General features: G+C 59.4%; 16 protein-coding genes, 1 tRNA gene and 1 pseudogene. 3 read left to right on the forward strand and 15 right to left on the reverse strand.

Features of this window, described 5'->3' with window-relative positions:
• Positions 1-222 (reverse strand): hypothetical protein (locus B3361_RS07060; RefSeq protein WP_286920150.1); only part of this gene is annotated, 222 nt, incomplete at its 3' end.
• Between the two features lie 920 nt (positions 223-1,142).
• Between B3361_RS07060 and tnpA the strand changes: the two genes are divergently transcribed.
• From tnpA to tnpC, 3 genes and pseudogenes are all read left to right on the forward strand, one after another.
• Positions 1,143-1,469 carry an IS66-like element accessory protein TnpA gene (gene tnpA / locus B3361_RS07065; RefSeq protein WP_054906283.1) on the forward strand — a complete coding sequence of 109 codons (327 nt, stop codon included), beginning with the start codon at positions 1,143-1,145 and terminating at the stop codon, positions 1,467-1,469.
• Entirely contained in the window at positions 1,466-1,801 is a 336-nt protein-coding gene (gene tnpB / locus B3361_RS07070) for an IS66 family insertion sequence element accessory protein TnpB (protein WP_054906282.1), read from the forward strand. Before tnpA ends, tnpB begins: the two co-directional genes overlap by 4 nt.
• A 51-nt stretch (positions 1,802-1,852) precedes the next feature.
• A pseudogene (gene tnpC / locus B3361_RS07075) lies at positions 1,853-3,379 on the forward strand (IS66 family transposase).
• A 109-nt stretch (positions 3,380-3,488) separates the two neighbouring features.
• Here tnpC and B3361_RS07080 read toward each other — a convergent pair.
• From B3361_RS07080 to ruvC, 14 genes are all read right to left on the reverse strand, one after another.
• Positions 3,489-4,019, reverse strand: a complete 531-nt coding sequence (locus B3361_RS07080) for a glyoxalase superfamily protein (RefSeq protein WP_054905834.1) — start codon at positions 4,017-4,019, stop codon at positions 3,489-3,491.
• Positions 4,020-4,948: 929 nt separating this feature from the next.
• Positions 4,949-5,024 (reverse strand) — tRNA-Lys (locus B3361_RS07085).
• Between the two features lie 57 nt (positions 5,025-5,081).
• The gene (gene queC, locus B3361_RS07090) at positions 5,082-5,756 is read right to left on the reverse strand and encodes a 7-cyano-7-deazaguanine synthase QueC (protein WP_009684061.1); all 675 of its coding nucleotides are present in this window, start codon (positions 5,754-5,756) and stop codon (positions 5,082-5,084) included.
• Positions 5,757-5,773: 17 nt separating this feature from the next.
• The gene (queE, locus tag B3361_RS07095; RefSeq protein WP_009684060.1) at positions 5,774-6,421 is read right to left on the reverse strand and encodes a 7-carboxy-7-deazaguanine synthase QueE; all 648 of its coding nucleotides are present in this window, start codon (positions 6,419-6,421) and stop codon (positions 5,774-5,776) included.
• Positions 6,422-6,589: 168 nt separating this feature from the next.
• Entirely contained in the window at positions 6,590-7,393 is an 804-nt protein-coding gene (gene ybgF / locus B3361_RS07100) for a tol-pal system protein YbgF (protein ID WP_054905833.1), read from the reverse strand.
• Positions 7,394-7,399: 6 nt separating this feature from the next.
• A complete protein-coding gene (gene pal / locus B3361_RS07105) occupies positions 7,400-7,900 on the reverse strand; it encodes a peptidoglycan-associated lipoprotein Pal (protein WP_029887416.1) in 501 nt (166 codons plus the stop codon).
• Positions 7,901-7,954: 54 nt separating this feature from the next.
• Positions 7,955-9,256 (reverse strand): Tol-Pal system beta propeller repeat protein TolB, encoded by a 1,302-nt coding sequence (gene tolB / locus B3361_RS07110; RefSeq protein ID WP_009684057.1) that lies wholly within the window; start codon positions 9,254-9,256, stop codon positions 7,955-7,957.
• Complete coding sequence (tolA, locus tag B3361_RS07115; protein ID WP_054905832.1) at positions 9,253-10,362, reverse strand: cell envelope integrity protein TolA; 1,110 nt, start codon at positions 10,360-10,362, stop codon at positions 9,253-9,255. The genes tolB and tolA overlap by 4 nt, the downstream gene beginning before the upstream one ends.
• On the reverse strand, positions 10,362-10,814 hold the full coding sequence (gene tolR, locus B3361_RS07120) for a protein TolR (protein WP_003254760.1): 453 nt from the start codon (positions 10,812-10,814) through the stop codon (positions 10,362-10,364). The genes tolA and tolR overlap by 1 nt, the downstream gene beginning before the upstream one ends.
• Positions 10,815-10,828: 14 nt before the next feature.
• The gene (gene tolQ, locus B3361_RS07125; RefSeq protein ID WP_009684054.1) at positions 10,829-11,524 is read right to left on the reverse strand and encodes a protein TolQ; all 696 of its coding nucleotides are present in this window, start codon (positions 11,522-11,524) and stop codon (positions 10,829-10,831) included.
• Between the two features lie 2 nt (positions 11,525-11,526).
• On the reverse strand, positions 11,527-11,979 hold the full coding sequence (gene ybgC, locus B3361_RS07130; protein WP_009684053.1) for a tol-pal system-associated acyl-CoA thioesterase: 453 nt from the start codon (positions 11,977-11,979) through the stop codon (positions 11,527-11,529).
• Positions 11,980-12,104: 125 nt separating this feature from the next.
• Positions 12,105-13,151, reverse strand: coding sequence for a Holliday junction branch migration DNA helicase RuvB (ruvB, locus tag B3361_RS07135; RefSeq protein WP_029887414.1), 1,047 nt, complete (start codon positions 13,149-13,151; stop codon positions 12,105-12,107).
• Positions 13,148-13,765, reverse strand: coding sequence for a Holliday junction branch migration protein RuvA (gene ruvA / locus B3361_RS07140; RefSeq protein ID WP_054905831.1), 618 nt, complete (start codon positions 13,763-13,765; stop codon positions 13,148-13,150). The genes ruvB and ruvA overlap by 4 nt, the downstream gene beginning before the upstream one ends.
• Before the next feature lie 109 nt (positions 13,766-13,874).
• A complete protein-coding gene (gene ruvC, locus B3361_RS07145) occupies positions 13,875-14,399 on the reverse strand; it encodes a crossover junction endodeoxyribonuclease RuvC (protein WP_054905830.1) in 525 nt (174 codons plus the stop codon).
• Positions 14,400-14,453 lie beyond the last annotated feature (54 nt).

Consider the following 14,453-nt stretch of genomic DNA (forward strand, 5'->3'; position numbering starts at 1 on the left):
ACGAAACCAGGGGCGATTCACTAGGTGCTCGGCACCTTTGTCGATTTCCTTATCATCATGCTTGATGCCCTTGTCAATTTCTTTGGCATCGTGGTCAACGCCTTTGTCGACCTCGCGTACGTCATGCCGTACGCCGTCGGCGACGTCTCCTTCTGCGTGTACGGCCGACAGAGTCAGCAGCGCCGAAAGCGCGATAACAGAGGCTACGAACAGTTTTTTCATGAACGATCTCCCTGATGTCCAAATGAGGTGCGTCAGTTGCGTGTAGAACTCTAGCAGAGGATCATGAAAGGCATGACCAAATCGCTTTGCTAAGCTAAATTTAAGCAAACTTAGCGCCCCATCCCCTTCCCGGAGGTCGTTATGAAAATTCTCGCAATTGTGGCAGTGCTGAACCTGCTCGGTGGCTGCAAATACTTCAGTTATCAGGAGAGCTGCGCGGATAACCCTAATCGCATCGATTGCGATGGCAGTCACCAGGTCGAACACAGGAAATAGCGCGTCAGGGTATGCGCTCACTCGTGATTGGCTTTGCAGAAAGCCCTTCAACAGCTTGGCGGGGCATGCTTTACAAGTTAGTCTGCGGCATGGAAATGTATCAGACAATTTGTGGGGTATGTGGCCTGATGTAAGCTCTGAAAGCCCTAGAGAAACTCCGATCAAGTCAGCACAGGCCGTCTGACCTTTGAATCCGCAAATATCTTATTTAAGCTCACCGTACTAGGAGCGAGAGCATGTATCCGAGCGATCATGGAATGCAGCTCGTCATTATTGCCGTAGTGATTGCCATAAGTGCTTTGGCTCTAGCATTTTTTTGCGCCATCGACCTTGACTTTCTGGGAGCAAGTGCTCGGGGGCTATCGATTGTCCCAACGCCCTAGGCTCCGTGATCATGTCCTGGAAGGATGGCCAGCATGGCGTTGGCCCTCCTGACTATCTCAACCAACTCCTTTGAGCTCAGCTCTCGTCGGTGCTCCAGCATTTCGGCGGCCAAGACCGCTTTGTCGTAGCACCCTTCATCTCGGAAATGGGCACCAAGAAAGTAAGCGTCTGCCGAACACACCTTCAGAATCCCCGGATTAAGGGCGATGGTGTCCACCTAAAAATACGTGGACACCATCGCCTTTAATTCAAGGAATACCATGCGTCAGCGCACCTTTTATCCCAAACCCTTCAAGGCCCAGGTTGTTCAGGAATGCCTGAACCCTGATGTTTCCATTGCCAGCGTGGCCCTGCGGCACGGTATCAACGCCAATCTGGTTCGCAAGTGGATACCTATCTACCGTGACCGGCAGGCTTGTGCCTTGCCTGCATTTGTACCGTTGAAGCTTGAGACCGCTGTGGCGACGCCAGCTCGGCAGGATGTAGCTCGCATCGAAATTTCTTCCGGGCAGCGCACAGTCACTGTGAACTGGCCGATCTCCAACCCGGACGGTTGCGCCCGCTTGATCCGCAGCCTCTCCCAATGATCCGCATCGACGCCATCTGGCTCGCCACCGAGCCCATGGACATGCGCGCCGGTACCGAAACTGCCCTTGCCCGTGTGATCGCGGTGCTCGGTGCGGCGAAGCCGCACTGCGCTTATCTGTTCGCCAATCGCCGCGCCAATCGGCTGAAAGTACTGGTGCACGACGGCGTGGGTATCTGGCTGGCCGCGCGCCGCCTGAACCAAGGTAAATTTCACTGGCCTGGCTCCAATCGAGGTTTGGAAGTTGAACTCGACGCCGAACAACTTCAAGCGCTGGTTCTGGGCCTGCCTTGGCAGCGGGTTGGCGCAAACGGCGCAATTACGTTGCTCTGAATCGGGTCGTTTAGCTGTGTCGGGTGGGGCTGCTTTGGTAAAATTCACGGCATGACTTCCTCGCCCAATCTCGACCAGATGACGCCCGATCAACTGCGCGCACTCGCGGCGCAGTTGCTGTCGAGGGTCGACACCATGGGCCAAGAGAACCGCCGCGACAAGATCGTCATCGAGCAGCTCTCTCACGAGATCGCCATCCTCAAACGTTACAAGTTTGCTAAGCGCAGTGAGCAGATCAGCCCGGCGCAAGGTAGCTTGCTGGATGACTTGCTCAACACCGACCTTGAAGCCATCGACGCCGAGTTGAAAGCCCTTCGTCCCGCCCCGGCACCGGACGAACCACGCCAACAACCCAAGCGTGCGCCGCTGCCGCCGCAGTTCCCACGTACCGTCATTCATCACGAGCCGGAGAACACCAACTTTGCCTGCGGCTGCCAGCTGCAACGCATCGGCGAAGACGTCAGCGAGAAGCTGGACTACACCCCCGGCGTGTTCACGGTCGAGCAACATGTGCGTGGCAAGTGGGCCTGCCGTCAGTGCGAAACACTGACTCAAGCGCCGGTACCGGCACAGGTGATCGACAAGGGCATCCCCACGGCTGGGCTGTTGGCTCACGTGATGTTGGCCAAGTTCGCCGACCATCTTCCGCTGTACCGGCAGCAAAAAATCTTTGGCCGTGCCGGCCTGGCAATCTCGCGTTCGACGCTGGCTCTGTAGGTCGGCCAAACCGGCGTACAACTGCAACCGCTGGTAGATGCATTGCTCGAAGCCGTGTTGGCCCAGCACGTCGTCCATGCTGATGAAACACCGGTGCAGATGTTGGCGCCGGGCGAAAAGAAAACGCACCGCGCATATGTCTGGGCCTACTGCACCACGCCGTTCTCGGCACTGAAAGCGGTGGTCTACGACTTCAGCCCCAGCCGTGCAGGCGAACATGCGCGCAACTTCCTGGGCACCTGGAACGGCAAGCTGGTGTGCGATGACTTCGCAGGCTACAAAGCCGGTTTCGAGCAGGGCATCACCGAAATCGGCTGCATGGCCCACGCCCGGCGCAAGTTTTTCGATCTGCATGTGGCGAACAAAAGCCAGTTGGCCGAATAGGCGCTGCACTCCAACGGCGGCTTGTACGAAGTCGAACGGCAGGCCAGGGACGTGAGCGGTGAAGATCGCTGGCGATTACGCCAGGAAGTTGAGGTGCCCATCGCTGAAAAGTTGCACGAGTGGATGCTGGCTCAGCGCGCGCTCATGCCTGAGGGCTCGGCCACGGCCGAGGCACTGGATTACAGCTTGAAACGCTGGGTAGCGCTGACGGGTTACCTGGAGGATGGGGCTGTTCCCATCGACAACAATGCCGTGGAAAACCAGATCAGGCCGTGGGCGCTCGGTAGGTCGAACTGGCTCTTCGCCGGATCGCTGCACAGCGGCAAACGGGCTGCGGCGATCATGAGCCTGATCCAGTCGGCGCGTATGAATGGGCACGATCCATATGCGTATCTCAAGGACGTGCTGACGCGCTTGCCGACGCAGAAGGCCAGTGAAATCGAACAACTGCTACCGTATCAATGGTCGCCAGCCTAGCTAACCGAGATCAAGTATTTGCATACAAGGAAGCCTGCTCAATCTCATTTAGTTGAACAGGCGCCTCGTTGATTCTAAGAACGGAAGCTAACGCCTGAAAGCATTCGAGTCAGCTTTGGCAGAAACGGATACGGTTACCGAACGGATCGTATACCTCCAAAAGCTTTCCCCATCCCTGCTCCACAATGTCGGGTCGCCCGAAACCGTAGCGTTTGGTGATCAACTCGTCCCGAAACAGCTCAATGTTCTGCATGGGAACAAAGATGGTCGTTCCTGGGCTTGCGTCACCATGATGCTCAGAAAGGTGGACCTGCACTCCATCCCGGCTGAGCCCTAGGTAGAGGGGAAGATCCGCTTCGAAGCGATGCTCGAATTCGACACTGAAGCCCAGAAAATCGAGGTAAAACTCCCTCGCCTTCGCTTCATCGAACATTCGCAATATCGGAATAGCTTTCTCCAGCTTGATTTCAGAGCCGGTCAGACCATGAGGGAGCGCTGCTGAAGCCGTATTCCAATCTTTGTAGCCCAGTTGCTGAGCCACCATTTCAAGAGCTACCGAATGGGTCACCTCATGATCGCGAGCTTCAAGCAAGGTGCGAAGAGACTTGGCCATACGCTTAGCGTTTTCAATTGTCGACATGATTCCTCCTGGAGTCGAAGCGTCTTGGTGCCCGCGTTACCAAACCCCGACTATCAAGAGAGATACGAATGGGTTGGAGCAGATATGCTTTCACCTTTCCTTAACGGCGCGAGCGGCAGGCAGCATAAGCCTCAACCCATGGTACACAGTCTATGTCCCGGTCGGAAGCTGACTTTAGCTGGAGGGTCAATATGACATGGCCGGACGCTTACCCAAGAAATTCTGATACCCAAGCTTCAAACGCCAGCGAGTTGGTGTTTTTCCGCTGCATAAGACTCCCCACATATCAGTTTTGCCATACGCCTACTCCCTGGCTTCACTTCGACCCATTGTAATCGGTCTGGGCCGTACAATTGCCCTATCAGAGTGGATCAATCCACTTCACCAAAGCGTGACCGGCTTAGAGAATAAATTCTACGGACCTCAGATAAGTATTTCTTGAGGCGCCCCTCCACCTGGTCTCGGCATTCTGACGCCCACAGTCAGTTGCCCCAGAGCCCAGCCGTGAACAAGCCATCCCTCATCCTCACATCTCCTCGCCAAATCCTCATTGGCGCGCTGATGGAGACAGTGGCATCAGTCAACGTCGTCGGGTCGTATAGGTGGAGCTGACACCTCACCTCTAACTGCGACTTTTTTGGCATACCGGAGCAGGTAGGGTTGTGCGTAGGCGAAAAACGATGACCTGCCTCAGCTATGAAGCTGTTTTGCATGGTTTTTCTTTGAGCAGTGGCCGCAGGTGGGCCAAGGGTTCAAGACGGATGCTTCCGCTGGCTGGGCCAACGAAAAAGCCCGCGAACCTGTGCAGGCTGCGGGCTATTTCATATCTACATCACGCTGAAGCGCGCCTAAGGGTCGCTCCAGACGGCTGCAAGACTAGACATGGCTGTGGCAAGCCCCGCTCTAGCACTCACGAACCGCTGTGAATATGGTGGGTCGTGTAGGATTCGAACCTACGACCAATTGGTTAAAAGCCAACTGCTCTACCAACTGAGCTAACGACCCGTTGGATGGCGCGTATAATACTGATTTCTAACGGGAAATCAATACCCTCTGATCAGTTCAAGCGTAGCGAGTCGGGTCGTCGACACCGGCAGCCCTGAAGCCATCGGCACGCAGGCGGCAGCTGTCGCACTTGCCGCAGGCACGCCCTTCATCGTCGGCCTGGTAGCAGGAAACAGTCAGGCTATAGTCCACGCCGCGGGCCATACCGGCCTGCACGATTTGCGCCTTGCTCATATTCTGCAGCGGCGCCTGGATCCGGAAGCCCTGCCCTTCAACCCCGGCCTTGGTCGCCAGGTTGGCCATGCGCTCGAACGCTTCGACGAACTCAGGGCGGCAATCCGGGTAGCCGGAGTAGTCCACGGCGTTCACGCCAATGAAGATATCACGCGCCTCCAGCACTTCAGCCCAACCCAGCGCCAGCGACAGGAACACGGTATTGCGCGCTGGCACATAGGTCACCGGAATACCTTCACCGGGGGTTTCCGGCACGTCGATGCTGCTGTCGGTCAAGGCCGAACCACCAATACCGTCCAGGTTCAAGCCAATGACCTTGTGCTCGACCACGCCCAAGTCGCGGGCCACGCGGGCGGCGGCGTTCAGCTCGGCGCGATGGCGCTGGCCGTAATCGAAGCTCATGGTATAGCAGCTGTAGCCGTCGGCCTTGGCCATGGCGACCACCGTGGCCGAGTCCAGGCCACCGGACAACAGGATGACTGCGCGTTTTTCTGTCATGTGTATTTACTCCTCAATCAACGCCCGGGTTCGTCGTTCCACAGCAGCTTGTGCAACTGCAGCTGGAAGCGCACGGGCAGGTTGTCGGCGACGATCCAGTCTGCCAGGTCGCTGGCGCTCACCTGATGATGGCTGGGTGAAAACAGCACTTCACCGGCACGCTCGGCCAGGTTGTACTGGATCAGCTTGGAAACTGCCCAGTCGTAATCCTCGCGGGAACAGATGACGAACTTGACCTGGTCGTTGCGGGTCAGCTGGTCGATGTTCGAATAGAGGTTACGGTGCGACTCTTCGGAACCTGGGGTCTTCAGGTCTACCACACGACTGACCCGGGTGTCGGTGCCGGCGATATCCAACGCGCCACTGGTCTCCAGCGACACCTCGTAGCCGGCATCGCACAGCCGCTGCAGCAGCGGCAGCGCATTCGGTTGGGCCAGCGGTTCGCCACCGGTGACACACACGTAGCGCGGCCTGAAGCCGGCCACTTGCTCAAGGATCGAATCGAGGGTACGAACGGTACCGCCACTGAATGCGTAGGCACTGTCGCAGTACTGGCAGCGCAGGGGGCAACCGGTGAGCCGCACGAATACCGTGGGCAGCCCAGCCGTTCGTGTTTCACCCTGCAAAGAGTAAAAGACTTCGGTGATGCGTAATGTGTCTTGCATGCTCGCCACGGGCGTGACAGCTAAACAGGCTGCCCGCCTCCGTCAGGCACTGCCGCGGACTCGACATCGCGTTATCCGCAGCAGCGTGTTTACGAAAAAAGGGCCGTGATTCTAACGAAAAAACCCGCGACTGGCGCGGGTTTATTTCAAACGCTACTGCAAAGGGCCTTAGAGCTTTTGCAGGTCACGCTGTGCCAATTGCGCGGCAGAGGTGCCGGGATACTGGGTGATGACCTGTTGCAGGATGCTCTTGACCTTGTCGGTGTGGCCCATGCGGCGCTCGACGTCGGCCAGCTTGTAAAGCGAGTCTGGCACCTTGCTGTGCTTGGGGTACTTTTGGCTGACCTGGGCAAACGCCTGGCTGGCGGCTTGCAAGTCACCCTTGGCCAGGTTCACCTCACCCAACCAGTACTGGGCATTGCCGGCGTACTGGCTGTTCGGGTATTTGCGCAGGAAGGCGGTGAACGCCTGGCTGGCCTTGTCGAAGTCTTTTTGCTTGATCAGGTCGAAAGCTGCATCGTAGTAAAGCTTCTCTTTCGCCGGATCACCGGGCTCGCTACTGGCGGCCGGTTGTTGCGCAGCAGCACCGGCTGCTGCACCGGAGGCGGCATTGGATGCACCACCGGAGGAATTGTCAGGGGTTGCGGCAGGTGCGGCACCACTGTTGATGCGACGGTCCAGGTCCTGGTATCGCTCCAGGTTTTCCTGCTTCATGCGCGACACATCGTTTTGCAGCTCTTCGATGATGCCTTGCTGGCGGGAAAGCTGGTCCTGCATCTGTTGCAGCTGCATGAACAGCTGGCCCTGTGCAGAGGCAGGGGCCGAAGCCCCCGACCCGGCATAGGCGCCGCTCGTGCCATAACCCGCGGGCGGATAACTGCCTGCGTTGTCATCTACTACAGGGACCTCAGCCCAGGCCGCGAGCGGCAGGCTGAGTGCGAGGACGGTTACTACACGGCGGCACATACGCATAAGAACTTACTTACGCAGTTCTACGCGACGGTTCTGAGCCCAGGACTGCTCGTCGTTGCCGGTAGCAACTGGACGCTCTTCGCCGTAGGAAACCACTTCCAGCTGAGCAGGGGAAACACCCTGCAGAACCAGGTAGCGCTGAACGGCTTTCGCACGACGCTCACCCAGAGCCATGTTGTACTCGCGGGTGCCGCGCTCGTCGGTGTTACCTTCCAGAACAACGCGGTTGCCGTTGGCTTTCAGGTCCTTGGCGTGAACGTCCAGAGCGCGCATGGCTTCTGGCTTCAGGTCCGAGCTGTCGTATTCGAAGTAGAAGGTGGTGATTGCGCGCAGGGCGGCTTCTTCGCTCAGGGAGCCGTCGACAGCGCCAGTGTTGGCACCGTAGCCAGCGTTAGGATCTACAGCAGCGCCTTCGCCTGCGTTGTCACCGCCCTTCGAGGAGCAACCTACAGCTACGGCCATGGCCAGAGCCAGCGCAGCAAATTTACCAAACTTCAGCATTTCCATCGTGAAACTCCTAATGAAACCCCAGTGTGTTAAGCAAAACGTATTACGCCGCAATCAGTTCAGGTAAGGGGACCAGGACGGTTCTCTGACTTCGCCTTGAGCGGTAGGAAGTGGGAGCCTCACGCGGCCATTAAGCGACACGAGCATCAAGACTCCCCGGCCCTGCTGGCGGGTGGCGTAGATTAGCATGGTGCCGTTTGGCGCAACAGTGGGAGACTCATCAAGACTTGTTTCCGAGAGAATCTTTACACTTCCGCGCTGCAAGTCCTGTGCCGCCACTTTGAAGTTGGTAAAGCCCTGCTGGCGATGAATCATCACCAGGGTTTTCTCGTCTGCCGAAAGTTTCGGGTTGGCGTTGTAGTTACCCACGAAGGTTACGCGCTCGGCCCCCCCCCCACTGACCGACTGTTTATAGATCTGCGGTTTGCCGCCCCGGTCGGAGGTGAAGTAAATGGTGTTGCCGTCTTTACCCCAGAACGGCTCGGTGTTGATACCAGGGCCGGCGGTTACGCGGCTGATCTGGCGCGAGGCCATGTTCATCACGTAGATGTCCGGGTTGCCGTCCTTGGACAGCACGAAGGCCAGGCGCGAACCGTCAGGCGACCAGGCTGGCGCGCCGTTCAGGCCCTCGAAGTTGGTCACCTGTTCGCGGCGGCCGGTATCGATGTTCTGCACGAAGATGCGCGGGCGCTTCTGTTCGAACGATACGTAGGCAATACGCTTGCCATCCGGTGCGAACCGCGGCGACAGGATAGGCTCGCGCGATTGCAGCAGGGTGACCGCACGTGCACCGTCGTAGTCCGAACGCTGCAGGGTGTAGCGGGTATTGTTGGTGGAGAAGCGCTCGGCAGTCACGTACAGCATGCGGGTCGAGAACGCACCCTTGATGCCGGTGAGCTTCTCGAACGACTGGTCTGCAATGTAGTGCGCCATGTCGCGCAACTGGTCGGTGCTGCCCGCCACGCTACCGGTCAGCACTTGCTGCTCGGTGGCGACGTTGAACAGCGCGTACTGGACCTGCAGGCGACCACCCGACGGCACGATGCTACCGACCATCACGTACTGGGCGCCCAGGGCTTTCCAGTCACGGAAGATCACTTCGCTGGCCTGCGACGGCTGGCTGATCATGTTCTGCCGCGGAATCGGTGAATAGTAGCCAGAGTTGCGCAGGTCGTTGCCGATGATGTCGGCAATGTCTTCAGGCAACACGCTACCGCCCTGCATACCGAACGGTACTACCGCGATGGGCGTGGCCCGGTCGCTGCCGCTGGTGACCAGGATGTTCTTTTCCTCTGCCACCGCCAAGCCTGCCACGCAGCAGAGCAAGACCAGCAGTCCTCTCAGACGTTTAATCACAACGCTAGATCCTCAGGTGTAAATGTCATCTTGAACGAACGATAACGGTTGAAATCGCTCGGCTTCATACCCTGCATCTCGGTCAAACGACCAATGTTCTTGACCGCAGCCACCGCCGAACTGTCGAACGGGCCGTCACCACTGGAACGGACCACGCTGACACTGGTAACGGTACCGTCCGGCAACATGCTTACCTGCAGGGTCACCGTCATGCCCTTGCGCGCGGAAGGCGGACGCGCCCAACCCTCGGCCGCGCGCATGCGGATCAGGTCGTCGAAATCGCCGGCCACCTGGTCACCTTGCTCGTCAGCCAGGGCCTGCTGCCGCTCGGTGGTATCGGACAACAGCTCGGCCAGGGCCTGGGCTTTCTTGTCTTCTGCCGCCTTGCGAGCCGCTTCCTGTGCCTTTTTCTTCTGGGCGTCTGCAGCGGCCTTCTTCTTGGCCTCTTCAGCTGCCTTCTTCTTCGCGTCCTCGGCCGCCGCTTTCTTTTTGGCGTCCTCGGCTGCTTTCTTCTTGGCCTCTTCGGCTGCCTTTTTCTTGGCGTCCTCGGCGGCTTGTTTCTTCGCCTCTTCAGCGGCCGCTTTCTTGGCCTCTTCTTCGGCTTTTTTCTTCGCTTCGTCCTCGGCCTTCTTCTTGGCGATGTCAGCCTGCTGCTTCTCGGCGGCTTTCTTCGCTTCGTCGGCCTTCTTGGCTTCGGCGGCTTGCTTGGCCTTGGCGGCTTCGGCGGCCTTGGCCGCGTCCTCGGCTTTTTTCGCCTCGGCGGCTTCGCGAGCCTCTTCGGCCTTTTGAGCGGCGTCGGCTTTCTTTTGTTCCGCAGCCTTGATGGCCTCCTGCTCGACCTTCTTCTGCTCCAGCTGCTCGACTTCAGTCTGGCGCGACGCGGTTTTCTTCGCTTCCCCGGCAATCTTCTGGTTGGTCTGGGTGGTCGCCTGGCTCTTGGACTTGAGCTGGTACAGGGTAGCCTGGACGATTGGCTTGGAAGGCGGCAGCTCAGGCGTCATGGCAAAACTGACGAACAGCAAGCCGAACACCAGCACATGCAGACCGATGGCCCAGACACTGGGCCAGAAGTAGCTTTCCGAGGCGGATGGCTCTCGCTGTTGCATCAGGGCGCCTCGGTAATCAGGCCAACGTTACCGACACCGGCCTTCTGCAACCCGCCCATGGCACCCATGACCGCGCCATAGTCGACCGCCTTGTCACCCCGAATGAATACCTGGGTCTGCTTGCCCTGGTCACGGCCGGCGGCAATGATCTTGGTCACGGCATCGGTCATGGCCGGCAGGGTCATGGCCTTGTCCATCTGCTTGTCGGTATCGACTTCGCTGCCGAGGTTCCAGTAATAGGTCTTGTCGGCCTTGATGGAGATGGTGAGGATCTGGACGTTGTTGTCCTGCGGCAAGGCTTCGCTGGAAACCTTGGGCAGGTCGACCTTCACGCCCTGGTTGAGCATGGGCGCCGTCACCATGAAGATGACCAGCAGCACCAGCATCACATCGATGTAGGGCACCACGTTCATCTCGGCAACGGGCTTGCGTTTGTGGCGAACTCGGGCCATGGGCTTCTACCTGATTACTCTTCGCTGGTGTGCACTTTACGGTGCAGGATCGCCTGGAACTCGTCGGCGAAGGTGTAGTAACGGCCGATCAGCACTTCGCTGCGCGCGGCAAAACGGTTGTAGGCAATGACCGCCGGAATGGCCGCGAACAGGCCGATGGCCGTAGCCACCAGGGCTTCGGCGATACCCGGGGCAACGGTGGCCAGGGTCGCTTGCTGGGCGCTGGCCAGGCCGCGGAAGGAGTTCATGATGCCCCATACGGTACCGAACAGGCCGATGTACGGGCTGGTGGAACCGACGGTGGCCAGGAACGGCAGGCTCTGCTCGAGCTTTTCTTCTTCGCGCGAGATGGCCACGCGCATGGCACGGCCCACGCCTTCCATGACCGCATCCGGGTCTACACCCGGCTGCTGGCGCAGGCGCGAGAACTCTTTGAAGCCAGCACGGAATACTTGCTCCACGCCTGAATCCGGGTCTGGGTTGCTGCCTGCCTGACGGTACAGCTTGGACAGGTCGATGCCCGACCAGAAGCGCTCTTCGAAGGCATCCAGCGCACGACGACCGGCGCGCAGCATGGCGCTGCGCTGGAAGATCATGATCCATGAGGTGACCGAGGCGGCCACCAGGGTCAGCATTACCAGCTGAACCACCACGCTGGCATTGCTGACCAGACTCCACATGGAGGTATGGTCGACGACGTTAGCTTCCACGCTTATTCTCCTGCGTTCGATTGATTACCCGAGCCGTCCGCCGCAAAAGCGTCGCGCAGCTGGGGGGGTATGGCTCGGGGTTTGAAAGTGTCAGCACGCACTGCGGCCACCAGGAACTGCCCCTCGCAGAGCAGCGTTTCATCGTTTTCGCGCCAAACCTGCTGGACGAAACGCAGGCTGGCGCGATTGAGTTCAAGTACTTGCGCGGTGACCCGCAGTTGGTCGTCCAGCCGCGCCGGCGCGTGGTAGCGCGCTTCGCTGGAATGGACCACGAACAGCAGATTGTCTTCGGCCAGTTGCGACTGGGAGAACCCCAGGTGCCGCAGGCGTTCGGTGCGCGCGCGCTCCATGAATTTCAGGTAGTTGACGTAATACACCACGCCACCGGCATCGGTATCCTCGTAATAGACGCGACAACGGTGTACGAACGGTTCCAGGCCATTTTGCGCGCGCATACTCTAGTGCTTACTCCTCGGCTTGCCAATCCGCTGTGGCAACTGTTTTTTCGTCATTAATGTCTTATTGCCAGCAACCATTCGGCGTGCCTGCGGTAGGACCACGAAAAGTCGGTTTCGATCTGTCATTCATCGCCCGGTTCCGAATAATCTGCGCCCTCCCCCAGGCGCCCTGGAATATTCAGACCGAAGTGCAGGTAGGCATGCCGTGTGACGACGCGGCCACGCGGCGTGCGCATGATGTAACCCTGTTGAATCAGGTAGGGCTCGAGTACGTCTTCGATGGTATGGCGCTCTTCGCTGATGGCCGCCGCCAGGTTGTCGACGCCCACCGGGCCGCCATCGAACTTCTCGATCATGGTCAGCAACAGGCGACGGTCGGAATGATCAAAACCGCGCTCGTCGACGTCCAGCAGGTTCAACGCCATGTCAGCCACGGCCTTGGTGATCTGGCCCTTGCCGCGCACCTCGGCGTAGTCACGCACGCGGCGCAGCAGGCGGTTGGCGATTCGTGGCGTGCCACGGGCGCGGCGGGCAATTTCGTAGGCACCCAGGTCCTCGATGGCCAGGCCAAGAATATTGGCCGAGCGGCTGACGATGGTGGCCAGGTCCTTGTCGCTATAGAACTCCAGGCGCTGGACGATGCCGAAGCGGTCACGCAACGGGTTGGTGAGCATCCCGGCACGGGTAGTTGCACCGACGAGGGTGAACGGCGGCAGGTCGAGCTTGATCGAACGGGCCGCTGGCCCTTCGCCGATCATGATGTCGAGCTGGAAGTCTTCCATGGCCGGGTACAGCACCTCTTCGACAACCGGCGACAACCGGTGGATCTCGTCGATGAACAGCACGTCGTGCGGTTCGAGGTTGGTCAGCATGGCCGCCAGATCACCCGGGCGCTCCAGAATCGGCCCAGAGGTGCTCTTCACCGAAACGCCCATTTCATGGGCGATGATGTTGGCCAGGGTGGTCTTGCCCAAGCCTGGGGGGCCGAAGATCAGCGTGTGGTCGAGCGACTCGCTGCGCCCGCGAGCAGCCTGGATGAACAACGACATCTGCTCGCGCACCACCGGCTGACCGATGTACTCGCTCAGGCTCAGCGGCCGGATCGCACGGTCCTGGACTTCTTCACGGTCGCGGCCACTGGCGGCGATCAGGCGGTCGGCTTCGATCACTTGGCAATCATCCCTTTCAGGCTGCGGCGTATCAGTTCTTCACTGCTCAAGCCGGCCTTGTCCTTGATTGCGGCAATCGCCTTGCTGGCTTCCTGCGGCTTGTAGCCCAGCGAGACCAGGGCACTGACTGCATCGGCCTCGGCGCTTGATGCGCTGGCGGCCGGCAACGGCCCATCCGACACCAGGGTATACATGGCCGGCGAGGTTTCCCAGGCCTTGAAGCGGTCCTTGAGTTCGACCAGCAGGCGTTCGGCGGTTTTCTTGCCGACCCCCGGCACGCGTACCAGGGCCGAAGTATCCTGGGCCTGCACGCAACGTACCAGCTCGTCGACCTCCAGCCCGGACATCAACGCCAGGGCCAGCTTGGGCCCTACGCCGTTCAGGCGGATCAACTCGCGGAACAGCTCGCGCTCGCGCTTTTCGGCAAAACCATAGAGCAGGTGGGCGTCTTCGCGCACCACCAGATGGGTATGCACAGTGACGGTTTCGCCCACTTTGGGCAGACGGTACAGCGTGGTCATGGGCACTTCGAGCTCGTAGCCCACGCCATTGACGTCGATAATCAGGTGCGGCGGCTGTTTTTCCGCCAGGGTGCCGCGCAAACGTCCAATCACGTTCCGATCCTTCCTCTCGGGGAGCCGGTCAACGACCGCTCAACCCTATCAGCAAATGCGGCGGGTGAATGCTTCACCCGGACAAATTTTGTATCTGCGCATGAAGCGCTCAAAGACGCAAGCGCCCGCCGCGTCGCCGTGCGGTGGCCAGGCCATGGGGCACCAGGCTGGAGCGGGTATGGGCATGGCACAGGGCAATGGCCAGCGCATCGGAGGCATCGATCTGCGGCTTTTGCGTCAGTTTCAGCAGGTGCATGACCATCATCATCACCTGTTCCTTATTAGCCCCACCGGTGCCGGCTACGGCTTGCTTGACCTGAGTGGCGCTGTATTCAGCGATTTCCAGGCCGGCTTCGGCAGCGGCAACGATAGCGGCGCCGCGCGCCTGGCCGAGCTTCAGCGCCGAGTCGGCGTTGCGGGCCATGAACACCCGCTCGATACCCATGGTTACCGGGCCGTGCTGGGTGATGATTTCACTGACACCACGAAAAACGATCTGCAGCCGCTCGTGCAGCTCGCCGCTGCCGGTGCGGATACAACCCGACGCCACGTACTGGCAACCACGGGCGGTCTGGCGGACGACGCCGTAGCCGGTGATTCGCGAGCCGGGGTCGATACCTAGAATCAGAGTCATAGTGCCTGTCGTAAAAAACTAAGGTTGCAAGACCATAGGGGCCGCTGCGCGGCC

The organism is Pseudomonas sp. UBA6699, assembly GCF_002454615.1.
Taxonomy (GTDB): Bacteria; Pseudomonadota; Gammaproteobacteria; order Pseudomonadales; family Pseudomonadaceae; genus Aquipseudomonas; species Aquipseudomonas juntendi.

What these genes read in the sequence shown, in the direction of transcription:
- queC (WP_009684061.1), bottom strand. Translation starts at nt 5,756, where the DNA reads ATGACAGAAAAACGCGCAGTCATCCTGTTGTCCGGTGGCCTGGACTCG.
- tolA (WP_054905832.1), bottom strand. Translation starts at nt 10,362, where the DNA reads ATGCAACAGCGAGAGCCATCCGCCTCGGAAAGCTACTTCTGGCCCAGT.
- B3361_RS07080 (WP_054905834.1), bottom strand. Translation starts at nt 4,019, where the DNA reads ATGTCGACAATTGAAAACGCTAAGCGTATGGCCAAGTCTCTTCGCACC.
- queE (WP_009684060.1), bottom strand. Translation starts at nt 6,421, where the DNA reads ATGCAAGACACATTACGCATCACCGAAGTCTTTTACTCTTTGCAGGGT.
- tolR (WP_003254760.1), bottom strand. Translation starts at nt 10,814, where the DNA reads ATGGCCCGAGTTCGCCACAAACGCAAGCCCGTTGCCGAGATGAACGTG.
- tnpA (WP_054906283.1), top strand. Translation starts at nt 1,143, where the DNA reads ATGCGTCAGCGCACCTTTTATCCCAAACCCTTCAAGGCCCAGGTTGTT.
- ruvC (WP_054905830.1), bottom strand. Translation starts at nt 14,399, where the DNA reads ATGACTCTGATTCTAGGTATCGACCCCGGCTCGCGAATCACCGGCTAC.
- ybgF (WP_054905833.1), bottom strand. Translation starts at nt 7,393, where the DNA reads ATGCGTATGTGCCGCCGTGTAGTAACCGTCCTCGCACTCAGCCTGCCG.
- tnpB (WP_054906282.1), top strand. Translation starts at nt 1,466, where the DNA reads ATGATCCGCATCGACGCCATCTGGCTCGCCACCGAGCCCATGGACATG.
- pal (WP_029887416.1), bottom strand. Translation starts at nt 7,900, where the DNA reads ATGGAAATGCTGAAGTTTGGTAAATTTGCTGCGCTGGCTCTGGCCATG.
- ybgC (WP_009684053.1), bottom strand. Translation starts at nt 11,979, where the DNA reads ATGCGCGCGCAAAATGGCCTGGAACCGTTCGTACACCGTTGTCGCGTC.